This is a genomic window from Pseudomonas lactucae (assembly GCF_036688725.1).
GTDB classification, from domain to species: Bacteria; Pseudomonadota; Gammaproteobacteria; order Pseudomonadales; family Pseudomonadaceae; genus Aquipseudomonas; species Aquipseudomonas lactucae.
This window is the reverse complement of the sequence record NZ_JAQQPT010000004.1, coordinates 202,214-222,117: the sequence shown is the minus strand read 5'-3', so window position 1 is coordinate 222,117 and position 19,904 is coordinate 202,214. Positions and strand designations below refer to the sequence as shown.

At 60.3% G+C, this 19,904-nt stretch carries 15 protein-coding genes; 8 read left to right on the top strand and 7 right to left on the bottom strand.

The features are described from left to right. Positions 1-7: 7 nt before the first annotated feature. The 7 genes from atpD (at position 8) to V6M90_RS06025 (ending at position 7,935) form a co-directional block, all read left to right on the top strand. Positions 8-1,384 (top strand): F0F1 ATP synthase subunit beta, encoded by a 1,377-nt coding sequence (gene atpD / locus V6M90_RS06055; protein ID WP_003177062.1) that lies wholly within the window; start codon positions 8-10, stop codon positions 1,382-1,384. 44 nt (positions 1,385-1,428) lie between these two features. Further along, the gene (locus tag V6M90_RS06050) at positions 1,429-1,845 is read left to right on the top strand and encodes a F0F1 ATP synthase subunit epsilon (protein WP_003177061.1); all 417 of its coding nucleotides are present in this window, start codon (positions 1,429-1,431) and stop codon (positions 1,843-1,845) included. A gap of 125 nt (positions 1,846-1,970) precedes the next feature. Continuing rightward, complete coding sequence (gene glmU / locus V6M90_RS06045) at positions 1,971-3,338, top strand: bifunctional UDP-N-acetylglucosamine diphosphorylase/glucosamine-1-phosphate N-acetyltransferase GlmU (RefSeq protein WP_003177060.1); 1,368 nt, start codon at positions 1,971-1,973, stop codon at positions 3,336-3,338. A gap of 228 nt (positions 3,339-3,566) precedes the next feature. After that, positions 3,567-4,334, top strand: coding sequence for a DeoR/GlpR family DNA-binding transcription regulator (locus V6M90_RS06040; RefSeq protein WP_003177059.1), 768 nt, complete (start codon positions 3,567-3,569; stop codon positions 4,332-4,334). A gap of 10 nt (positions 4,335-4,344) precedes the next feature. Further along, complete coding sequence (gene glmS, locus V6M90_RS06035) at positions 4,345-6,177, top strand: glutamine--fructose-6-phosphate transaminase (isomerizing) (RefSeq protein WP_003177058.1); 1,833 nt, start codon at positions 4,345-4,347, stop codon at positions 6,175-6,177. A gap of 62 nt (positions 6,178-6,239) precedes the next feature. Further along, positions 6,240-6,605 carry a hypothetical protein gene (locus V6M90_RS06030; protein ID WP_003177057.1) on the top strand — a complete coding sequence of 122 codons (366 nt, stop codon included), beginning with the start codon at positions 6,240-6,242 and terminating at the stop codon, positions 6,603-6,605. Between the two features lie 127 nt (positions 6,606-6,732). After that, positions 6,733-7,935, top strand: a complete 1,203-nt coding sequence (locus V6M90_RS06025; protein ID WP_157135748.1) for a Fic family protein — start codon at positions 6,733-6,735, stop codon at positions 7,933-7,935. Positions 7,936-7,942: 7 nt separating this feature from the next. On the opposite strand, the gene pbpC is transcribed toward V6M90_RS06025, so the two are convergent. From pbpC to V6M90_RS06010, 3 genes are all read right to left on the bottom strand, one after another. Next, complete coding sequence (pbpC, locus tag V6M90_RS06020) at positions 7,943-10,240, bottom strand: penicillin-binding protein 1C (RefSeq protein WP_332846205.1); 2,298 nt, start codon at positions 10,238-10,240, stop codon at positions 7,943-7,945. After that, positions 10,221-16,037 carry an alpha-2-macroglobulin gene (locus tag V6M90_RS06015; RefSeq protein WP_332846204.1) on the bottom strand — a complete coding sequence of 1,939 codons (5,817 nt, stop codon included), beginning with the start codon at positions 16,035-16,037 and terminating at the stop codon, positions 10,221-10,223. The genes pbpC and V6M90_RS06015 overlap by 20 nt, the downstream gene beginning before the upstream one ends. 77 nt (positions 16,038-16,114) lie before the next feature. Next, positions 16,115-16,744 (bottom strand): LysE family translocator, encoded by a 630-nt coding sequence (locus tag V6M90_RS06010; protein ID WP_332846203.1) that lies wholly within the window; start codon positions 16,742-16,744, stop codon positions 16,115-16,117. A 137-nt stretch (positions 16,745-16,881) separates the two neighbouring features. On the opposite strand from V6M90_RS06010, the gene V6M90_RS06005 reads away from it, so the two are divergent. After that, positions 16,882-17,355, top strand: a complete 474-nt coding sequence (locus tag V6M90_RS06005) for an Lrp/AsnC family transcriptional regulator (protein ID WP_332846221.1) — start codon at positions 16,882-16,884, stop codon at positions 17,353-17,355. Between the two features lie 10 nt (positions 17,356-17,365). Here V6M90_RS06005 and V6M90_RS06000 read toward each other — a convergent pair whose 3' ends face one another. From V6M90_RS06000 to V6M90_RS05985, 4 genes are all read right to left on the bottom strand, one after another. Further along, positions 17,366-17,566 carry a DUF3077 domain-containing protein gene (locus V6M90_RS06000; RefSeq protein WP_003177046.1) on the bottom strand — a complete coding sequence of 67 codons (201 nt, stop codon included), beginning with the start codon at positions 17,564-17,566 and terminating at the stop codon, positions 17,366-17,368. A 199-nt stretch (positions 17,567-17,765) separates the two neighbouring features. Beyond that, the gene (locus V6M90_RS05995; RefSeq protein WP_141062814.1) at positions 17,766-18,353 is read right to left on the bottom strand and encodes a mobile mystery protein B; all 588 of its coding nucleotides are present in this window, start codon (positions 18,351-18,353) and stop codon (positions 17,766-17,768) included. Further along, positions 18,344-18,808 (bottom strand): helix-turn-helix domain-containing protein, encoded by a 465-nt coding sequence (locus V6M90_RS05990; protein WP_003177044.1) that lies wholly within the window; start codon positions 18,806-18,808, stop codon positions 18,344-18,346. The genes V6M90_RS05995 and V6M90_RS05990 overlap by 10 nt, the downstream gene beginning before the upstream one ends. 163 nt (positions 18,809-18,971) lie before the next feature. Then, positions 18,972-19,904: a phosphatidate cytidylyltransferase gene (locus tag V6M90_RS05985; RefSeq protein ID WP_017528659.1), complete on the bottom strand. Its 933-nt coding sequence runs from the start codon at positions 19,902-19,904 to the stop codon at positions 18,972-18,974.

Sequence of the window (19,904 nt, the reverse complement as noted above, 5' to 3'; positions counted from 1 at the left end):
TCCAGCTATGAGTAGCGGACGTATCGTTCAAATCATCGGCGCCGTTATCGACGTGGAATTCCCACGCGACAGCGTACCGAGCATCTACAACGCGCTGAAAGTACAAGGCGCGGAAACTACTCTGGAAGTTCAGCAGCAGCTGGGCGACGGCGTAGTTCGTACCATTGCGATGGGTTCCACCGAAGGCTTGAAGCGCGGTCTGGACGTTATCGACTCCGGCGCAGCCATCTCCGTACCGGTCGGTAAAGCGACCCTGGGCCGGATCATGGACGTACTGGGCAACCCGATTGACGAAGCGGGCCCGATCGACACCGAAGAGCGCTGGGGCATTCACCGTCCAGCACCTTCGTTCGCCGAGCAAGCGGGCGGCAACGACCTGCTGGAAACCGGCATCAAGGTTATCGACCTGGTTTGCCCGTTCGCCAAAGGCGGTAAAGTCGGTCTGTTCGGTGGTGCCGGTGTAGGCAAGACCGTAAACATGATGGAACTGATCCGTAACATCGCCATCGAGCACAGCGGTTATTCCGTGTTCGCCGGTGTGGGTGAGCGTACCCGTGAGGGTAACGACTTCTACCACGAGATGAAGGACTCCAACGTTCTGGACAAAGTGGCGCTGGTTTACGGTCAGATGAACGAGCCGCCGGGTAACCGTCTGCGCGTAGCACTGACCGGCCTGACCATGGCCGAGAAGTTCCGTGACGAAGGTAACGACGTTCTGCTGTTCGTCGACAACATCTACCGTTACACCCTGGCCGGTACTGAAGTATCCGCACTGCTGGGCCGTATGCCTTCGGCAGTAGGTTACCAGCCGACCCTGGCTGAAGAGATGGGCGTTCTGCAAGAACGTATCACTTCGACCAAGGAAGGTTCGATCACTTCGATCCAAGCGGTATACGTACCTGCGGATGACTTGACCGACCCGTCGCCAGCGACCACCTTCGCCCACTTGGACGCCACCGTCGTACTGTCCCGTGACATCGCTTCCCTGGGTATCTACCCAGCGGTCGATCCACTCGACTCGACTTCGCGCCAGCTGGACCCGAACGTGATCGGCCAGGAGCACTACGACACCGCTCGCGGCGTTCAGTACGTGCTGCAGCGTTACAAAGAACTGAAGGACATCATTGCGATCCTGGGTATGGACGAGCTGTCGGAAGCCGACAAGCAGTTGGTAAACCGTGCTCGTAAGATCCAGCGTTTCTTGTCGCAGCCGTTCTTCGTGGCTGAAGTCTTCACCGGTGCCTCGGGTAAATACGTTTCCCTGAAAGACACCATTGCTGGCTTCAAAGGCATCCTCAACGGTGACTACGACCACCTGCCAGAACAAGCGTTCTACATGGTCGGCGGCATCGAAGAAGCGATCGAGAAAGCCAAGAAACTGTAATCCAAGCGCCCGGAAACGGGCGCTCATCAGGTTGAGGCAATCAGATGGCTATGACAGTCCATTGCGATATCGTCAGCGCGGAAGGGGAAATTTTCTCCGGTCTGGTAGAAATGGTGATTGCACACGGCGAACTCGGTGACCTGGGTATTGCCATGGGCCACGCGCCGTTGATCACCAGCTTGAAGCCAGGTCCGATCACGCTGACCAAGCAAGGCGGGGAAAAGGAGGTGTTTTACATCTCCGGTGGTTTCCTCGAAGTTCAGCCGAACATGGTCAAGGTACTTGCCGACACCGTGCAACGTGCTGGCGACCTGGATGAAGCCTCCGCTCAGGAAGCCGTCAAGGCTGCCGAGAAGGCGCTGAACGAAAAAGGCGCAGACTTCGACTACAGCGCTGCTGCAGTCCGTCTGGCCGAGGCCGCAGCCCAGCTGCGTACTCTCCAGCAGATCCGCAAGAAGTAAAACGGCATCTGTCGTAATACTGACTGTGCGATTGATTAAAAAGGGTAGCCTCGGCTACCCTTTTTCTTTTTTAGCAAAACACTTCTTTGGTCTGAAGCCGGACCGCCCAGGATTGGTAGCCATTCATGTCTCTTGAAATCGTCATTCTCGCAGCAGGCCAAGGCACCCGCATGCGTTCGGCTTTGCCCAAGGTGCTGCACCCGGTAGCCGGCAACTCCATGCTGGGCCATGTTATACACAGCGCCCGGCAACTCGACCCCCAGCGCATTCACGTAGTAATCGGCCACGGTGCCGATGTGGTGCGTGAACGCCTGGCCGCGGACGACCTGAATTTCGTGCTGCAAAACAAACAACTGGGCACCGGCCACGCCGCCGCGCAAGCCGTGCCGTTCATCACCGCTGACACGGTGCTGATCCTCTACGGCGACGTGCCGCTGATTGAAGTACAAACCCTGCAACGTTTGCTCACGCACGTAGTGCCGGGCCAGATGGGCCTGCTCACCGTCGAGCTGGAAGACCCCACCGGCTACGGACGCATCGTGCGCGATGCCGATGGCAAGGTCGCCGCCATTGTTGAACACAAGGACGCCAGCGAAGCCCAGCGCACCATCACCGAAGGCAACACCGGTATCCTCGCCGTCCCCGCCAACAAGCTCGCCGACTGGATGGGCCGCCTGTCCAACAACAACGCCCAGGGCGAGTACTACCTCACCGACGTCATCGAGATGGCTGTGAGTGACGGCCTGCTGGTCGCCACCGAACAGCCTCACGACCCGATGGAAGTGCAGGGCGCCAACGACCGCAAGCAGCTTGCAGAGCTGGAGCGTCACTATCAACTGCGCGAAGGCCGCCGCCTGATGGCGCAGGGCGTGACCCTGCGCGACCCGGCTCGCTTCGATGTACGCGGTGAGGTCACTGTGGGCCGTGACGTGCTGATCGACATCAACGTGATCCTCGAAGGCCGCGTGATCATCGAAGATGACGTGGTGATTGGCCCGAACTGCGTGATCAAGGACAGCACCCTGCGCAAAGGCGTTGTGGTCAAGGCCAACAGCCACCTCGACGGTGCCGTGATGGGCGAGGGCAGCGATGCCGGGCCGTTTGCGCGGTTGCGTCCGGGTAGCGTGCTGGGAGCCAAGGCACATGTGGGTAACTTTGTTGAAATGAAAAACGCCCAATTAGGTGACGAGGCCAAAGTCGGCCACCTGACCTATCTGGGTGATGCCACCGTGGGGGCGCGTACCAACATCGGCGCTGGCACCATCACGTGCAATTACGATGGCGCCAATAAGCACCAGACCACCATCGGTGCGGACGTCTTTATTGGCTCCAACAATTCGTTGGTCGCCCCAGTTACGCTCGACGATGGCGCCAGCACCGCAGCAGGCTCAACCATCAACCAGGATGTGGATAAGTCCCAGTTGGCCGTCGCCCGCGCCCGCCAACGCAACATCGACGGCTGGAAACGCCCGGTCAAAATCAAAAAGACCTGAGTTATCCACAATCTCCCAGACAAGATAACTCCAATGTGAGAGGGGGCTTGCTCCCGATAGCAATGTGTCAGTCGGTACATAAGCTGACTGATCTACCGCTATCGGGGGCAAGCCCCCTCCACATTTGCTCTACGTTGTTAATAAAAAATGCGGTCCGGCGCTTGACGATCTTTCACCAATAGGTTTTGATTGCCTTCGTTATCTTTCGAAACGAAACTTATCATCGCCATGTCGAAACGAAATACACCCCAACGGCGCCACAACATCCTCACCTTGCTCAACGAACAAGGCGAAGTCAGCGTGGACGAATTGGCCAAGCGTTTCGAAACCTCGGAAGTGACCATCCGCAAAGACTTGGCCGCCCTCGAAAGCAACGGCCTGCTGCTGCGCCGCTACGGTGGCGCTATCACCATGCCTCAGGAGCTGGTCGGCGACCCCGCCCAACCTATCTCGATCTACAAACGCGCCATTGCCCGTGCTGCCGTGGTGCGCTTGCGCGAACACGCCCGCATCATCATCGACAGCGGCAGCACCACCGCCGCCATGATCCCGGAACTGGGCCACCAGCCTGGCTTGGTCGTCATGACCAACTCCCTGCACGTGGCCAGCGCGTTGAGCGAACTGGAACATGAGCCGGTGCTGTTGATGACCGGCGGCACCTGGGACCCGCATTCGGATTCGTTCCAGGGCCAGGTGGCCGAGCAGGTACTGCGCTCCTACGACTTCGATCAACTGTTCATCGGTGCCGATGGCATCGATCTGGAGCGCGGTACCACCACCTTCAATGAACTGCTGGGCCTGAGCCGCGTGATGGCCGAGGTCGCTCGTGAAGTGGTGGTGATGGTCGAATCCGACAAGATCGGCCGCAAGATTCCCAACCTGGAACTGCCCTGGAGCAGCGTCCATACCCTTATCACCGATGATCGCCTGCCGCTGGAGGCCCGCGACCAGATCCAAGCCCGCGGCATTACGCTGATATGCGCGGCAATCATCTAGGAGAAACACCATGTGTGGAATTGTTGGCGCAGTTGCCGAACGTAACGTTACCGCGATCCTGATCGAAGGCCTCAAGCGCCTCGAATACCGCGGCTATGACAGCGCCGGTGTGGCGGTTTTCACCAACGCCGGCAAGCTTGAGCGCGTGCGTCGCCCGGGTAAAGTCAGCGAACTGGACCAGGCCCTGGCCGGTGAGCCGCTGGTGGGTCGCCTGGGTATTGCCCACACCCGCTGGGCCACCCACGGCGCACCGTGCGAGCGTAACGCCCATCCGCACTTCTCCGGTGACCTGGCCGTGGTGCACAACGGCATCATCGAAAACCACGAAGTGCTGCGCGAACAGCTCAAGGGCCTGGGCTACGTATTCACTTCGGACACCGACACCGAAGTCATTGCCCACCTGCTCAACCATAAACTCAAGGACCACAGCGACCTGACCACCGCCCTCAAGGCCACGGTCAAGGAACTGCACGGCGCCTACGGCCTGGCCGTGATCAGCGCCAGCCAACCAGACCGTGTGGTTGCCGCTCGCAGTGGGAGCCCGCTGGTGATCGGCCTGGGCCTGGGGGAAAACTTCCTTGCGTCCGACCAACTGGCCCTGCGTCAGGTCACTGACCGCTTCATGTACCTCGAAGAGGGCGATATCGCCGACATTCGCCGTGAAAGCGTGCAAATTTGGGACGTGAACGGTCAATCCGTCGAACGCGAAGCCGTGCAATACCGCGACGGTGCCGAAGCGGCCGACAAAGGTGAATTCCGCCACTTCATGCTCAAGGAAATCCACGAGCAACCGGCCGTGGTGCAACGCACCCTGGAAGGTCGCCTGGGCGACAAACACGTACTGGTCAACGCCTTCGGCCCACAAGCCGCCGAGCTGTTCGCCAAAGTACGCAATGTGCAAATCGTTGCCTGCGGCACCAGCTACCACGCCGGCATGGTTGCCCGTTACTGGTTGGAAGAACTGGCCGGCATCCCGTGCCAGGTCGAAGTGGCCAGCGAGTTCCGCTACCGCAAAGTGGTGGTACAGCCCGACACCCTGTTCGTGACCATCTCACAGTCCGGCGAAACCGCCGACACCCTGGCCGCCCTGCGCAATGCCAAAGAGCTGGGCTTCCTCGCCAGCCTGGCGATCTGCAACGTCAGCATCAGCTCCCTGGTGCGTGAATCCGACCTGACCCTGCTGACCCAGGCCGGTCGCGAAATCGGCGTGGCCTCCACCAAAGCCTTCACCACCCAACTGGTCGGCCTGCTGCTGTTGACCCTGTCCCTGGGCCAAGTACGCGGCACCCTGGCCAGCGGCGTCGAAGCCACGCTGGTCGAAGAACTGCGCCGCCTGCCGACCCGCCTGGGCGAAGCCCTGGCCATGGACAGCGTTGTGGAAAAAGTCGCCGAGTTGTTCGCCGACAAGAACCACACCCTGTTCCTCGGCCGCGGCGCGCAGTACCCGGTGGCGATGGAAGGCTCGCTCAAGCTCAAGGAAATCTCCTACATCCACGCCGAAGCCTACCCGGCCGGTGAGCTCAAACACGGCCCGTTGGCCCTGGTGGATGACGACATGCCGGTGGTCACCGTTGCGCCGAACAACGAACTGCTGGAAAAGCTCAAATCCAACCTGCAGGAAGTGCGCGCCCGTGGCGGCCAGTTGGTGGTCTTCGCCGACGAGAAAGCCGGCATGACCAACGGCGAAGGCACCCACGTCATCAACATGCCGCACATCAACGACACCCTGTCGCCGATCCTCTACACCATCCCGCTGCAGCTGCTGTCGTACTACGTGGCCGTGCTCAAGGGCACCGACGTTGACCAGCCGCGCAACCTGGCCAAGTCGGTGACGGTGGAATAACCCGCCCTGCGTCTGGAGGCCCGCGTTGGACCTCCAGACGCCCACGCAAGGACGCGACAGTGATGACACCTCCCTTTTCCCAACTCGGCGAGCGTTTGCACAATCGCCGATTTGCGGTCTCCAACAATACCCACGGGTTATCCGGTGCCGGCACGGTGTTTCATTACCTTGTCGAGGGTGACGCCATTTCCAGTACCTACCAGGGCGGTCGAATTCGCCTGGGCACGCAAGTCGGACGCGTAACCGGTGCCGATACCCTCGAGCTGCTTTTTCATTGCCTGACATTGGACGGTGAACTGCTGTCCGGTTGGTCGCGGGGCACGGTGGCTGTGGATAAGTCTGGGCGTACTCGCCTGAGTTTTGTCTGGGGTTGGTTGTCGGGGGCGGCGGGGGGCGGGGAGTCCGCTTATCTCGAGCTGGTTGGCTAGCCGGAAATCAGAAAATAAATCGGAAAAAACTAAAGAAGAAAGTTGTATAAAACCTTCTATCCATCCCATTACTATTGGACTTACGGGAAAAATAGATCCGAAAATAAATCGGAAAAAGGTAAGTCAGATGACGCAGAAATTCATATCCGGAAACCACTGGCTGGAACCTGCCTGGCCATCCCCTGGTTTCCCTGCGTCGATTTTACGTACTGCAGAAACGCTGTCGTTTCGTGCAGGCAAACTGACTGGTTTATTGCCCGCCAGCACCGCCGCCCGAATTGGCGGCCTCATGCGAATCACCAATAGCTATTACAGCAACTTGATTGAAGGCCAGTACACCGAGCCTGCCACGCTTTCTGCACGAGTGCCGAGGCGCGATACCAAAGAGTTGCGGGAGCTCGCCGAAAGTCATATTGGTGTTCAGGAGCTGCTTGAGCGAACGGTGCGGCGACCGAAATCTATTCAGGCGCCTTGGGGTGTTTTTTTTGCGCCTGAATGCCTTTCTGCTATTCACCGTCGCCTTTTTGCCGGCGCCAGTGACGAAGAACTGGGACTAAATGACGGGCGCTTACTCGTACCGGGCCAACTGCGAGATGTAGCACAACGCAATGTCTTGGTCGGCGCCCATGCTGCGCCTGCGTGGGAGTCTGTTACTTCTATGCTCACCCGCCTACAACAGGTATACGGTGGGCAATCCGATCTCGCCGCCCGAATTTTGAGCGCCCTCGCTTACCATCACCGTCTTGCGTTCGTTCACCCATTTGAAGACGGCAACGGACGCGTGGTGCGCATGATGACGCATTTGCAACTGATGCGACTTGGGCTCGCATCGCCTCTTTGGTCGCTTTCCCGCGGGCTGGCACGAAAACAGGACGAATACTACGGACGTCTGCGTGCTGCCGATCAACCTCGTCGAGGCGATCTAGACGGTCGCGGTCAACTCACTCAGGGCGGGTTGTTCGAATTTGTAGAGTTCATGCTTCAGGTCTGTATTGACCAAATGGAGTACGTAGAGCAGGCGATGGATCTTGTAAATCTGCGCCGCCGGCTCGAAAAAGTGATTGGGCTTGAAGGGCGGTTCGTGGAATCCGGAGTGAAGCAAGAAATGGCCAAGGCAATCCACATCTTGCTTACCCAGGGAGAGATCGCTCGAGCGGACTTCAAGATTTTCACTGGCCTGCATGACCGTGTGGCGAGCGACCAGCTTAAGAAATTGATTGATATGGGTGTGGTCGAAGCGCCGTCGGCGAAGTCGCGCTCAATCTTTCCTGGGCTCCCTGTCTGGTTTGCACAGATGATCTTTCCGGATCTTCACCGACGCTTTTACTGAGCCGCACTCACGGCACAAACTCCACCCGCAGCCCCCGACTCGCACTGCGCCCCTGATCATCACTGACCCGCAACCGATATTCCCCGGACTTGCCTGGACGCCAGTTCAGCGTGGTTTGCGGCGGACCCTGGCCGATCAATGTCTGGTCGGCGAACCAGTACAGGGTCGCCGCATCGCTGGCGGCGTTGGCATTCAGCGGGATGCTTTCCTGGGGCTGGGACAGGCGTAGCTGGTAGCTCACCTGAGTCAGCGGTGAGCGGATTTGCGGTGCTTCGCTCTGGTCGCTGATGCGGTTGGGCTGGCAATTTTTCATCACGTTGGGCGGTGTGCGGCGGGGCAGGCCGGCGGCGCGGTACAGACGTTGTACGTCGCTGGGCCAGAACTCGAACACTTCTTCGCGGGTGTACTGCGCATCGAACGGCGGGCACGCCGCCTTGCCGGTGCGGGTGTCGATCAGCACCGGGCGGTGCAGGTTGGACACGCGAATCGGTGAAACGCCAGGGATGTACCACGTCTTGCGGGTTTGCGGGCACCAGCGGTTGGGCAGTTCGCCGGAGGCCGCGCAAACGTCGATGCGCACCAGCCCGGCGGGCGGTTTATCGGCTTTGACGGCGACGTTGGGTAAAGCCAGCGGCAGGGCGTCGGCGATGCGGAAGAACAGCGGCGCGGCGGTCTTGGCGCCGATAAAGGCCGGATTCGGCCGGCCATCGAAATTACCCACCCACACCACCAGCACATAGGGGCCGACCAGGCCCGCGCTCCAAGCATCGTGAAAGCCCCACGAGGTGCCGGTTTTCCATGCGACGCGCCAATGTCGGCCAGGCAGGCCATCCGGGCGCGGGTTACGGCGCAGCATGTCGCGCACCATAAAGGCCGCCTGGGGCGTGAGCAGTTGCGCGCCGGTAGAGGGCGTTTGTTCCTGTAGATAACGCAACGGCCGCAGGTGTCCGTCGCCGGCCAGCATCACATACAGCCGCGCCAGCTCCTCCGGCGTCATCTCGCCGCCGCCGAGCGCCAGGGCCAGGCCGTAATGGCTTTCGTCGCGCATTCCCTTGATACCGGCCCGTTGCAACAACCCATACAGCGAAGGCGATTTAACCTGGCTGGCCAGCCACACCGCCGGGATATTGCGACTCCGGATCAATGCGTCGCGTGCTGTCAGCGGCCCGACAAAACTGCCGTCGAAATTTTCCGGCTGGAAGTAGCCGAAGTTACTCGGCAAGTCCTTGAGGATACTCATGGGATGGATCACCCCCTGGTCCAGCGCCAACCCGTACAGAAACGGTTTAAGCGTTGAACCTGGAGACCGTCGCGACAGCACGCCGTTGACCTGCCCGTGGATGCCTGTGGATAAGTAATCGGCCGAGCCCACCAGCGCCTTGACGCTCTGGTCGCGGCTGTCGACCAGAATCGCCGTGGCGTTTTCCACCCCGGTGCTGCGCCGCTCGGCAACAAAACCTGTGATCAGCCGTTCGAGCAACTGCTGCAAGGGCAGGTTAAGCGTGCTGTTCAATTCATTGCCGGCCTGGGACGCCAGCAGTTGTTCGCTCAGGTGCGGCGCCAGAAACGGGATTTGCTGGCGGTTGCGCGCCTCCAGCGGCAGGTCCAGCAGACTGTCGTTGCGCGGGTCTTGTGGATAAGTCTCGCACCAGTCATTCATCAGGCGCAGCCGCGCGGTTTGCAGTGAGGGGCCGAAGCGCGCGCGCCGTCCCGGCTGTTGCGGAATCACCGCCAGGGCCAGGGCCTCGGACAACGACAACTGCGCCGACGACTTGCCAAAGTAGATGCGGCTGGCCGCCTCGGCGCCTTCGATATTGCCGCCCATGGGTGCCAGGTTCAGGTAGGCCTCAAGGATGTCGTGCTTGCTGTAGCGCGCCTCCAGCCACAGCGCCAACGCCATCTGCTGCAGTTTGCCGGGGATCTGGCGGGTGTTCAGGTCCCACAGGCGTCGCGCCAGTTGCATGCTCAAGGTCGAGCCGCCCTGGCGTTGGCCGCCGCTGTAAGTGGCCATGGCCGCACGCAGCAACGCCGCAGGATTGACCCCCGGGTGCCAGTAGAAATTGCGGTCTTCCTTGAGCAACAGCGCCTGGACCAATGATGGCGAAATCCGCTCCAGCGGTAGCCACAGGCGGTATTGGCCGTCATCCGCGAGGGTCATGCGTAACAGTGAGCCGTCGTCAGCCAGCACCACCCTGGAGGAGGTGACGGTCTGTTCCAGTGGCGCATGGGGCCACAATCGCAGCCCCGCCAGTACCGCCGCTGTTGCCAGCAGCGGCGTCAGGCGTTTAAGGCTTGGTAATTTCAAGCTGGCCTACTTTACCGCGCCCTTGCAGGGTGGTTTCGTACATGCCTTCGGCGTAGGCCGGTGGCGTATTGAACGTCCCTGCGTTGGTAGCGCGCACGCGGTACACGAAAGTGCCTACATCACGCAGTGCGGTGCCGTACAACACGACGCGGTCATCACGCACATCCACATAGTCCGGCTGCCAGTTGCTCAGCTCGGTTTCACCGATTGGCGCCTGCCAGGTGTCGGCTGCTTCGTCGCTGGCTTCCACGTACTCGGATTCCTCGCCTTCACCTTCGCTTTCCTCGCTGTTGGCGGCTTGCGGTTCCGGCTCCGGCGGTAAGTTATACACAGGCTCGACGCCACCGGGCAGCAGGTCGACGACCGCCACTTGCTGCACCTGATCACGGTCGGTAGCGCGCAGACGCAGGCGCACCAGGAACTCATCGCCCACCGCGACCTTGCTCACCGGCTCGCCCTTGAGGTCGAGGTATTCGTGGATGATCTCCAGGCCATTGTTGATGGCCTTGAGCTTGGCGCCTTTATCGAAACCGGCTTCGCTGAGCATGTAGAACGCCGCTGGGCCGTCGGACTTTTCCATCACCAGCTTTTGCGTAGTGCCCGGTACGGAGGCGCGGGGCGGCTGGCCGGCCATTTCCAGCAGTTGTTGCTGTTTGTCGCCCAGCCAGGCGGTGGCCTTGAGGGTCATGTCGCTTTGCGCACGCTGGCCATAGTTGTCCAGGGCCCGCAGCAACAAGGCCGCCGACAGCGAGTTGTAGCGTTGCTCGTTGAGACGCTTGCCGAGTTTATCCAGCAGCGCCGTGGGCACGTCGTCCATCAGCTCAGGGAAGTGGCGCGCCAACAGGTGCAAGTGTTCGGCGTCGTGCACCAGCGGGTCGTAGTACAGACCGTCGCTGTCCCACTTATCCAAAAGTGAACGCCAAGGGATCTTGCGGAACAGGCTATCGGCCTGGCGATCCTGCTTGAGCAGCTTGTAACTGGCGGCCAGGTAAGCGGCGCCCAGGTCGTTCTGCCAACTGTCCTTGAAGTAGCTTTCGTAGCGTTCGCGGATATCGCTCAAGGCGCCGCTTACCAGAATCCCCTGACGGCTCAGCAAGTAACTGGCGTAGGCGCGGTTGCGCAATTCCGATAAGCCTTCGCTCGGGCCGTTGGCCAGGTCGGTCAGATAGGTATTGGCGCGCACCAGCAGGTCTTCCGGTACCGGCAGCCCGCGTTCCTTGGCTTCGATCAGGAAGTCGGTGGCGTACAGGCTGGCGTACGGCGCCACATCCGGGTTGGCCGCCCACAAACCGAAACCGCCGGCCTGGTTCTGGCGTTGGCGCAGCATGCGTACCGCGCTGGCGAAGGCCTGTTCGGCCTCGGGTGCGGTGCCGCCCCAGATCAACGCCGGCATGGCCTTGGACACCAATTGCTCGGTGCATGCGTAGCCGTAGTCATCCAGGTAGTGCTTGAGGCCGTTGGCCCATACCAGCGGCGAAGCGGCCACGCCCAACTGTACGTCGCGCAGTTGACTGAACAGCTCACGCGTCGGTTTAAGCTCTTTGCTGGCGCTGTCGAAACGGCCCAGGCTCAGCGCCACGCGGTGTTCGCTCAGGGGGCGGATCGAGGTGGTTTCCGCCACCTGGATGCGCTTGCCACCCGGCAATACCGCGACAAATCGCAGGTCCGCCGAGCCGAGGGTGTCGCCGACCTTGATCTTGAACTCGGCAGTGCCTTCCTTGCGCGGTTGCAGCGACAGAGTGCTGCCCTTGTCACCCTGCACCACAAGGCCGGCGCTGGTCTGCACTTCGAACTTCACATCCGCCGCCGCGTCGAGGTTACTGAACACCCCGGCGCTGACATTGAACACATCCCCCGGTGCGACGAAGGCCGGTACGTTTGGCGTGATCACGATGGGCCCACGCACGTCGGTGGTGGCCTCGCTGACGCCCACGCTGTCGGTATCCACCGCCACCGCAAACAGGTGCAACTTGCCGTTGAAGCTGTCCGGCACCTGGTAATGCAGCACGGTTTCACCGGCCGGCAAATCCACCAGCCCGGACCACCACGCCACTGGCGGTTGATGTTTACGTTTGAACGGGTTGAGGTGGTTGGCCAGTGCGCCTTCCGTATCGCCACCGGGCGCCGCCCCACTGAGCAGGCGGGAGAATTCCGGCAGGATCAGGTCAAGGATCTGACTGGTACCCACCTCCAACGCACGTTTCTGGAAGAAGAATCCCAATGGGTCCGGTGTCTGGTAACGCGCCACTTGCAGGATGCCCTCGTCCACGGCGTACACCACGGCGCGGCCTGGCCGGTCGGCGTTGACCTTGATATCCAGGGTCTGCCCCGGTTCGATTTTCGCCGGGCCTTCGACCTTCAGCGCCATGCGTCGCGCATCGAGGTTGATGCTGAACGGCACCACGCCGTAGGACAGTGGGCTCATGTAGACCTCGGCCGAGCCGATGTCGCGCACGAACTGCACGTTGACATAGGCATTGCCCTCAAGCCCGGCCGGCACGCGGATGTGTTGCACGCTGTTGGTGCTGTCGGCCTTGAACCACTGCTGGGTGTAGACCTTGTCGCGCTCGATGGTGATCAGGCCCGCGCCGGTATACGGCGCGCGGATGCTGATGGCGATCTCATCACCGGTGGCGTAGCTGCGTTTATCCAGGCGCAGTTGCAACTCGGCGTTGCGTTCCAGCGAACGCGAAGTGTTGCCGCGCCCGGCCACGCTGTAGTCGATCTGGTTGAGCAGGTTGCCGTTGGCGTCCTTCAGTTGCAGGGTGAAATCCCCCGGCGTGCCGGTGTTCAGGCTCTGCTTGGCGCCCTCTTTGGTCATCACCAGCGGTGCGGCCGGTTGGCTGATGTTCTTGATGCGCGATTCGTACTTGTAGGTGCCGTTGGATTGCTTCACCAGCACCGACACATATCGGTGTTCGACCACTTCGCTGGTCAGGCCGTCCACCGCCAGCGGTGTGAGGTCCGGTGCGACGGCGAGCCAGTGCACCTGGCGCGGGGCGTCCTTGGCGACGTACGACAGCGAATCCTGACTTTTCACACCCACCAGGTAGGGCGCGGACGACACCAGCACCGCACTTTGCGCGGCCACGTTGCGCCCACCTTCGGCCTCGTACACCTGAGTCATTACTTGCAGGCGATAGGTGCTGTTGGCAAAACGTTGCAGGTTGAGGTCGAGCACGGCCTGGCCGTTATCGTCGACAGTGGTTTCGGCCAGATCTTCGGTGCTGGCGTCTTCCAGCGAGTCATTGAGACGGAAACGGTAATCGGGGTAGCGCTCGAAAGCCGCGAGCGTCGGGCTCAGGGCCATCTTCGCGGTCACGCGACGGCCGGCGGCCGGGGCGCCGAACAGGTGCATCGCAGTGACTTTGGCCACCACCTGGTCCGGTGGAATCCAGCCCTGCACCGGTGTGTCGTGCAGGCTCAGGCTGACTTTCATACGGTCCGGCTCGAAGTCGCGAACCTTGAAGCTGACACTGCCCAGGTCGGTGCGGGTCTGCTTCTGGCCAATCAGTTGCAAGGTTGCGGTGTATTCCCCGGCAGGGCTGACTTCGCTGCTCGGGAAATCAAAGGTCTCAAAACCGCTGGCCGACAGCTTCAGCGGTTGGCGGATCACTTCCAGGCCGCGTGGGTCGGTGATTTGCAACTCCACAGGCAGGCCTTGCAAGGCGCCTTTCCAGTTGCCGCTGCGCACGATCATGCCCAAGTGCGCGGTTTCGCCGGGCCGGTACAGGCCACGGTCGGTAAACAGGTAGGCACTAAGGCGATCAATCGCGCCGTCTTCTTCCAAACCGCCTACATCGAAGCGCGACAAATCCAGTTGCTGGGACTGACGGGCAATCGGCAGAAACGACTGGTCATTGCCGCGGCTGACCACATACATCAGCGGCGTTTTCTCGCGGCGCAGTTCGTCCAGCTTGGCGAAATGCACATGGCCCTCGCCGTCGGTGTGGCCGCTGCTCACCGGCAAGCCGTTGCGGCCGATGATGTCGACCTGCGCGTCGGCCACCGGCGAACCATTGCCGATGGACTGCACATACACATCATGGCTGCCGTCGCTGGAGCGCTTGGCAATGATGCCCAGGTCAGTCACCACGATAAACCGCAGGTCGCTGGTACTGCTGCGATCGTAGTCGAAGGTGCGCTCGGCCGGTTCATCCTGTGGGCTGAGCTTGAGCACAAAAATACCGCGACGGCCGCCATTGGCGGTGAGGTAGTGGCTCAGGTCCACGTTGTCGTAGACGGTTTTGGCCGGGTCGTTGGACGACAGCGGGATGTCCAACGTCTGACGCTCAACCATGCGATCGAAGTATTCATTGCCGAAGTTCGGCCGGGCAAAGCTGCCGCTGCTCTGGTCCACCAAATGTTGCAACTGGTTGGGCAACAGACGGGCGATTTCCACATGGGCGCCGGGTACACCACGGGCCATGAAGCCCAGGCGTTTTTCGCCATTGAGGCTGAGCAAGGCTCCGTCAGACAAGAACTGCAACGTGCGCGGATACGCCGGCATGCTCACCAGCGACGCCGTAGGATTCTTCGCCAGATATCCGCCGATGGCTTCCAGGTTGGCGGGCACGCGCACATACAGCGCGCGGCCGGCCGGCGCCTTGAATTTGAAGGCGTGCAGGGTGTTCAGCGGTTCGACGCTGGGCACGTGGGTCAGCGTGACCTTGGTGCTGCGGGCCAGCAAGGCGTCGTCGATCTCGTTGGTGTTATAGGGGCGGGTGTCGTCCTGGGCTTTTTCCGGCAACAGCCAGGCTTGCACCTTACCGGCGATGGTCTCATCGGCCACGGCGCTGGAGCTGCTGAACATCAGCACCGGCTCGGGCTCGCCGCGCTCGTTGTCCACAAAGCTGACTTCGGCGCCAGTAAAGGTCAGGCGATAGCGGCCGGGCACGGTAACTTCCGCCACCAACGGCGCGGTGCTGGCATTGCCACCGTCGCGCGCCTTGATGCCTTCATCGAGTTTGGCGCTGACCGGGGTACTTTCCAGCGGCGTCGCCAGGGCGGCGGAGCGTACGTAGGCGTTGAGTTTTTTCTCGTCGAAGGTGATTTCCGGACGGTTGGGCAACTGGGCGTCGCGGTACGCCAAGCCTTTTCCGAGGGTTACTGTTACGCGTTTGCGTAGGTTGTCTTCATCTACCGGGTGGGAAAAATGGAAGGTTGCAACTAGCTGTTTCAGCGTCGGATTGGACGGGTCTTGGTACAGCTCGTTTTGCGCCAGTGTGGCGCGGAACGGCTGGGTGGAAAATTGCGTGCTGTATTGGTCGAGCAATACACCGTCGGCGAGCAGGTTTTTCTTCGCCAGATCCAAGGTGTAATGGGCGTCGATGGGCCAGTCTTTTTCCGGCACGAACAACAGGCTGCGGTCATCCGCCCAGCGCCAGGTGCCGGCAACCTCGGGTTTGAGGGTAATGCCCTCGGTCACCGGTTTGCCGATGGCCGCCAGTGGAGCCACGGATTCGGCGAAGCGCACCTGCAAGTTATCCACAACCGGGGTTGGCTGGGTGTAGTCGGTCAGGTTCGGTTTATGCAGTGAATAGCTCGCGGTGTGCGGCTTCGGCAGGTTGGAATACCAGTGCCAGCCGTAGAACCCCGCAGCGGCGAGCAGCACGAGGCCGAGCACCCCGGCACCGGTCTGGCGCGGGTAAGCACGGGCTTTACCCCCCAGGTTCGCCACGCCACGGCCGACGGCGCGCAGCCATTGCGGCGGCTGCCATTGTCCGAAAACGGCCCTCGCCACGGTCAGAAACACACCGACAACACGACGGCTGATGGCTTTGAGCGAATCGAACATGGTGAGCATCCCTGGCTAAGTGCGGCGTATCTTACACGCGTCTTTGCTACAAAAGATGTCGTCGATACGCTGTATTGCTAGGCGTGTTGCACAAAAGTGAGACGCACCGCAAAACCGATCAAAAGGCTGCCGAATAACCACTGCTGGATACGCTGTACCGAGCGATTGCGCGCCAGCCACTGGCCCATACGCGCACCGGCCAGGGCATAGCCGCAGTCGAAGATAAAACCCACGCCCACCAGGATCATGCCCAGCAAGGCGAACTGCGCCGCCACCGAGCCGCCTTGGGGGTTGATGAACTGCGGCAGCAACACCGAACAGAACAACAGCGCCTTGGGGTTGAGCAGGTTGGTCAGCAGGCCGCGTTGTAGCGCAGTGCGCCAGGCCTTTGTTGCGGGAATACCCTGTGCCGGATCAAGGGTAGGCAACATGGGCGCGCGCAGGCACTGAACACCCAGCCACAATAAGTACGCTGCGCCACACAGGCGCACCACATCGAAGGTCCAGGGTGCCACCTTGAACAAGGTCGCCAGGCCCGTGGCCGCCAATGCCACATGGCATGCCCGGGCGATGCCCAAACCGATCGCCGTGGTCAGCGCCAAGGCCTTGCCCTGGCGCGCGCCGGTTTGCAGCAGCAGGATCATGTCCGGCCCCGGCAGCAGGTATGCCACCGACAGCGCCATGAAGAACAACCAGAGCTCTTTCATCCCCACCCCCTTTTGATTTCTCGGCTAATTCTAGGGCGGGAAGGCAGGGCAGGTGCTTGCGTAATCAGCCATAAAATTGTCTAGTCTTGGCACTATCTGCCACTTAATAGCTATCCGGCCATTCACTTATGCCAAATCTGAAACTTGATGCTTTTGACCGCAGAATTCTGGAAGCCCTGCAACGAGATGGTCGCCTGAGCAATGTGCAACTGGCCGACGAAATCGGCCTGTCGGCGTCACCCTGCCTGCGCCGTGTTCGCCTGTTGGAAGAGGCCGGGGTGATCCGCGGCTACCAGGCCACCCTCGACCGCGATGAAGTGGGGCTGGGCATGATGGTGTTCGTGGGGGTGAAGGTGGAGCGGCATAACGACACCGAAGCGAATGCCTTTCGCGAGGCGGTGAGCGCATTACCGGAAGTGATCTCGGCGTTCCTGGTGTCGGGGGAGTCGGATTTTCTGTTGCAGGTGGTGGTGCCGGATCTGCGCGGGTATGAGCGGTTTATGACCGGCAGTTTATTGAAGCTGCCGGGGGTGAGGGACATTCGCAGTAATTTCGCGATCCAGACGGTAAAAACCCCAGGGGCGTTGCCGCTGGGGCATCTACCAGAATAAATGTACAGGGTTATTGCGGATTCATGCAGTCCAGCGAGCGGTCCACCATGACCTTGGCCATCTCGACCAGATGGCCGGCAGCCTGTCGGGAGTCGAGTAACTGCTCGGCGCAGTGCAGCAGGTCGGAGGCATAGGCCAGGGCATCCTCGAGGCTGAGTTCGGGATGGGTGATGAAGAATGGATGGGGTGGGTTGGACTTTACTTTGGTCATTTCGACAACTCCAAGTAGCCCAATGTACATTCGAGCTGCTAAACCCGGTCACTGAATTGGCAGTGACGAACGCAGACTAGTCATCAAAAAGGCAGGGCACAAGCGGCTGGGATTCTCTCGGAAATGTCCTGCGAAAGAAAGGGACGTGGGATGTAGGAGCGGTAGTTTCAGACTTTGCCCGTCATCCTTAATCGGCGCTTCAACTGCGCACGAACGCCAACAGCGGAGCGTATTCATTGGCGTCGGCAGCGCGAAGCGCCTGGATGTAGCGTTGGCGGACTTCGTTCGCGGTCATCAGGTTAGCGCGCCCCCAGGAGAAGGGAGCAAGACCACATTGCCTCAGCAGGCAGTCGGTCATGAGGCGAGCATGTCTACCGTTGCCATTTGGGAAGGCGTGTAGCCAAACAAGTCGATGATGAAAGCGCACGGCAACCTCTTCTGGCGGGAAGACGTTGTGCTCCAGCCAATAAGCCATGTCGTCGAGCAACTGACGCAAGTTGACGGCAATCTGCGTCCAGTCACAGCCAATACTTTTATCGGATTTGCGGAAAGTGCCGGCCCATTTCCAAGTGTCGTCGAACATTTTCACGTGGAGTTCACGGCAGAAATGATCGTTCAGCACATCCAGCTTTTTTTGCCGAGCTACCCAACGTGAAGCTTTGAGGATGTTTTGCGCCTCCCACTCATCCAATTCGCCCTGGGTGGCGATGTGTCTCGGTTTTAGGCCAGCGACTTCGTCGGGGTCGAGCGGGGTTTGGCCTGGTTTAAGTTCCAGCTCTATTGCCATAGACGTGTCCACGAACCGTCGAGCAGTTCTTTGCGCCGTTCATCAATCTGACGTTCGATGAAGGCATCAGAGGGGCGTTGATCTTCGAGGCTCATGGAATGTGCGACGCCTAGGATTTCTTGCTTGGCCATGAGTTCGGCGCGGTCTTGGATGACTTCATGCAGAGGCTTTTTGGGGACAAGGCCGTAGACGAGTTCACAGTCCAGTGCTGCCGCCAGTTTTCTTAGCTGTGCCAGCGATATTCGATCTTCAGCCTCGGAGCGCTCGGACTTGGTCAAGGTGACTGAAGAGACGCCCGCCATTTCGGCTTGAACTTTTAATGAGCGACCTAACGATTCTCTGATAGACCGCAGCCAACCGCCTGGCGGTACGGGGGCGCCTTTAACGGCATTAAAAGGTTCGATAGCGCGCTCTACTTGAGAGAGGCGCAGCTTGTAGAGGGTGGATTTATTCATCATAAAAGACCTTTGTAAGCTTATAGGCTATCAATATAGGAATAAATATTAGCCTATAGGCGTACAAAAAATATAAAAAATAAGCCTGTAAGCTAACAAAATACATGATTCTGTTTGCCGATAGGCTTACAAATGAATTCAGGCTTTTAACGTTTCAGGAAGCTTAGGTCCACCAGTACCGCACCAGATGAAAGAAAATCGGCGCCGCAAAACACACCGAATCCAGCCGATCCAGCATGCCGCCGTGCCCTTCGATCATATGGCCCCAGTCTTTAACCCCCCGATCACGCTTGATCGCCGACATCACAATCCCACCGGCGAACCCCAGCAGGTTGATCAGCAGTGCAATCAAAAACGACTGCCACGGGTTGAACGGCGTGGTCCACCACAGCGCCGCGCCGATCAGCGATGACAGCAAAATCCCGCCGACAAAGCCTTCCACGGTTTTGGAGGGCGACAGGTTGGGCGCGATCTTGTGTTTGCCGAACAGCTTGCCGCACACGTACTGCAGCACGTCCGACAGCTGCACCACGATCACCAGATAGGCGATGAGCAGCAGGTTGCGCCCTTCGTAGCCGGGGATGTCCAGGGTCAGCAGCGCCGGCACGAACGACACGCAGAACACCGCGATCATCAGGCCCCATTGCACCTTGGAGGCGCGCTCCAGGAAGTGCGTGCTGTCGCCGCCCAGCGAGGCGAGGATGGGTAGCAGCAAAAACACGTACACCGGGATGAAGATCGAGAACAGCCCGTACCAATCGGAATAGATCAGCAGGTATTGCAGCGGTAGCGCCAGGTAGAACGCGGCCACCAGCGCCGGGTAGTCGCTGCGGCGGGTGGGGGTGAGGGTGAGGAATTCGCGCAGGGCGTAGAACGACACCGCGTAGAACAGCAGAATCACCGCGCCGGTGCCGAGCCAGAAGGCGATACCGATCACCACCACCATGACCCACCAGGCGTTGATGCGCGCGTTGAGGTTGTCGATCACCGCATTCGGCGTGCCACGGGTGCGCAGTTTGAGGATCAGGCCGATCAGCGAGGCCAGCACGAGGATCGCGCCGATCCCGCCGAACAACATCAGGGTTTGGCTATCCAT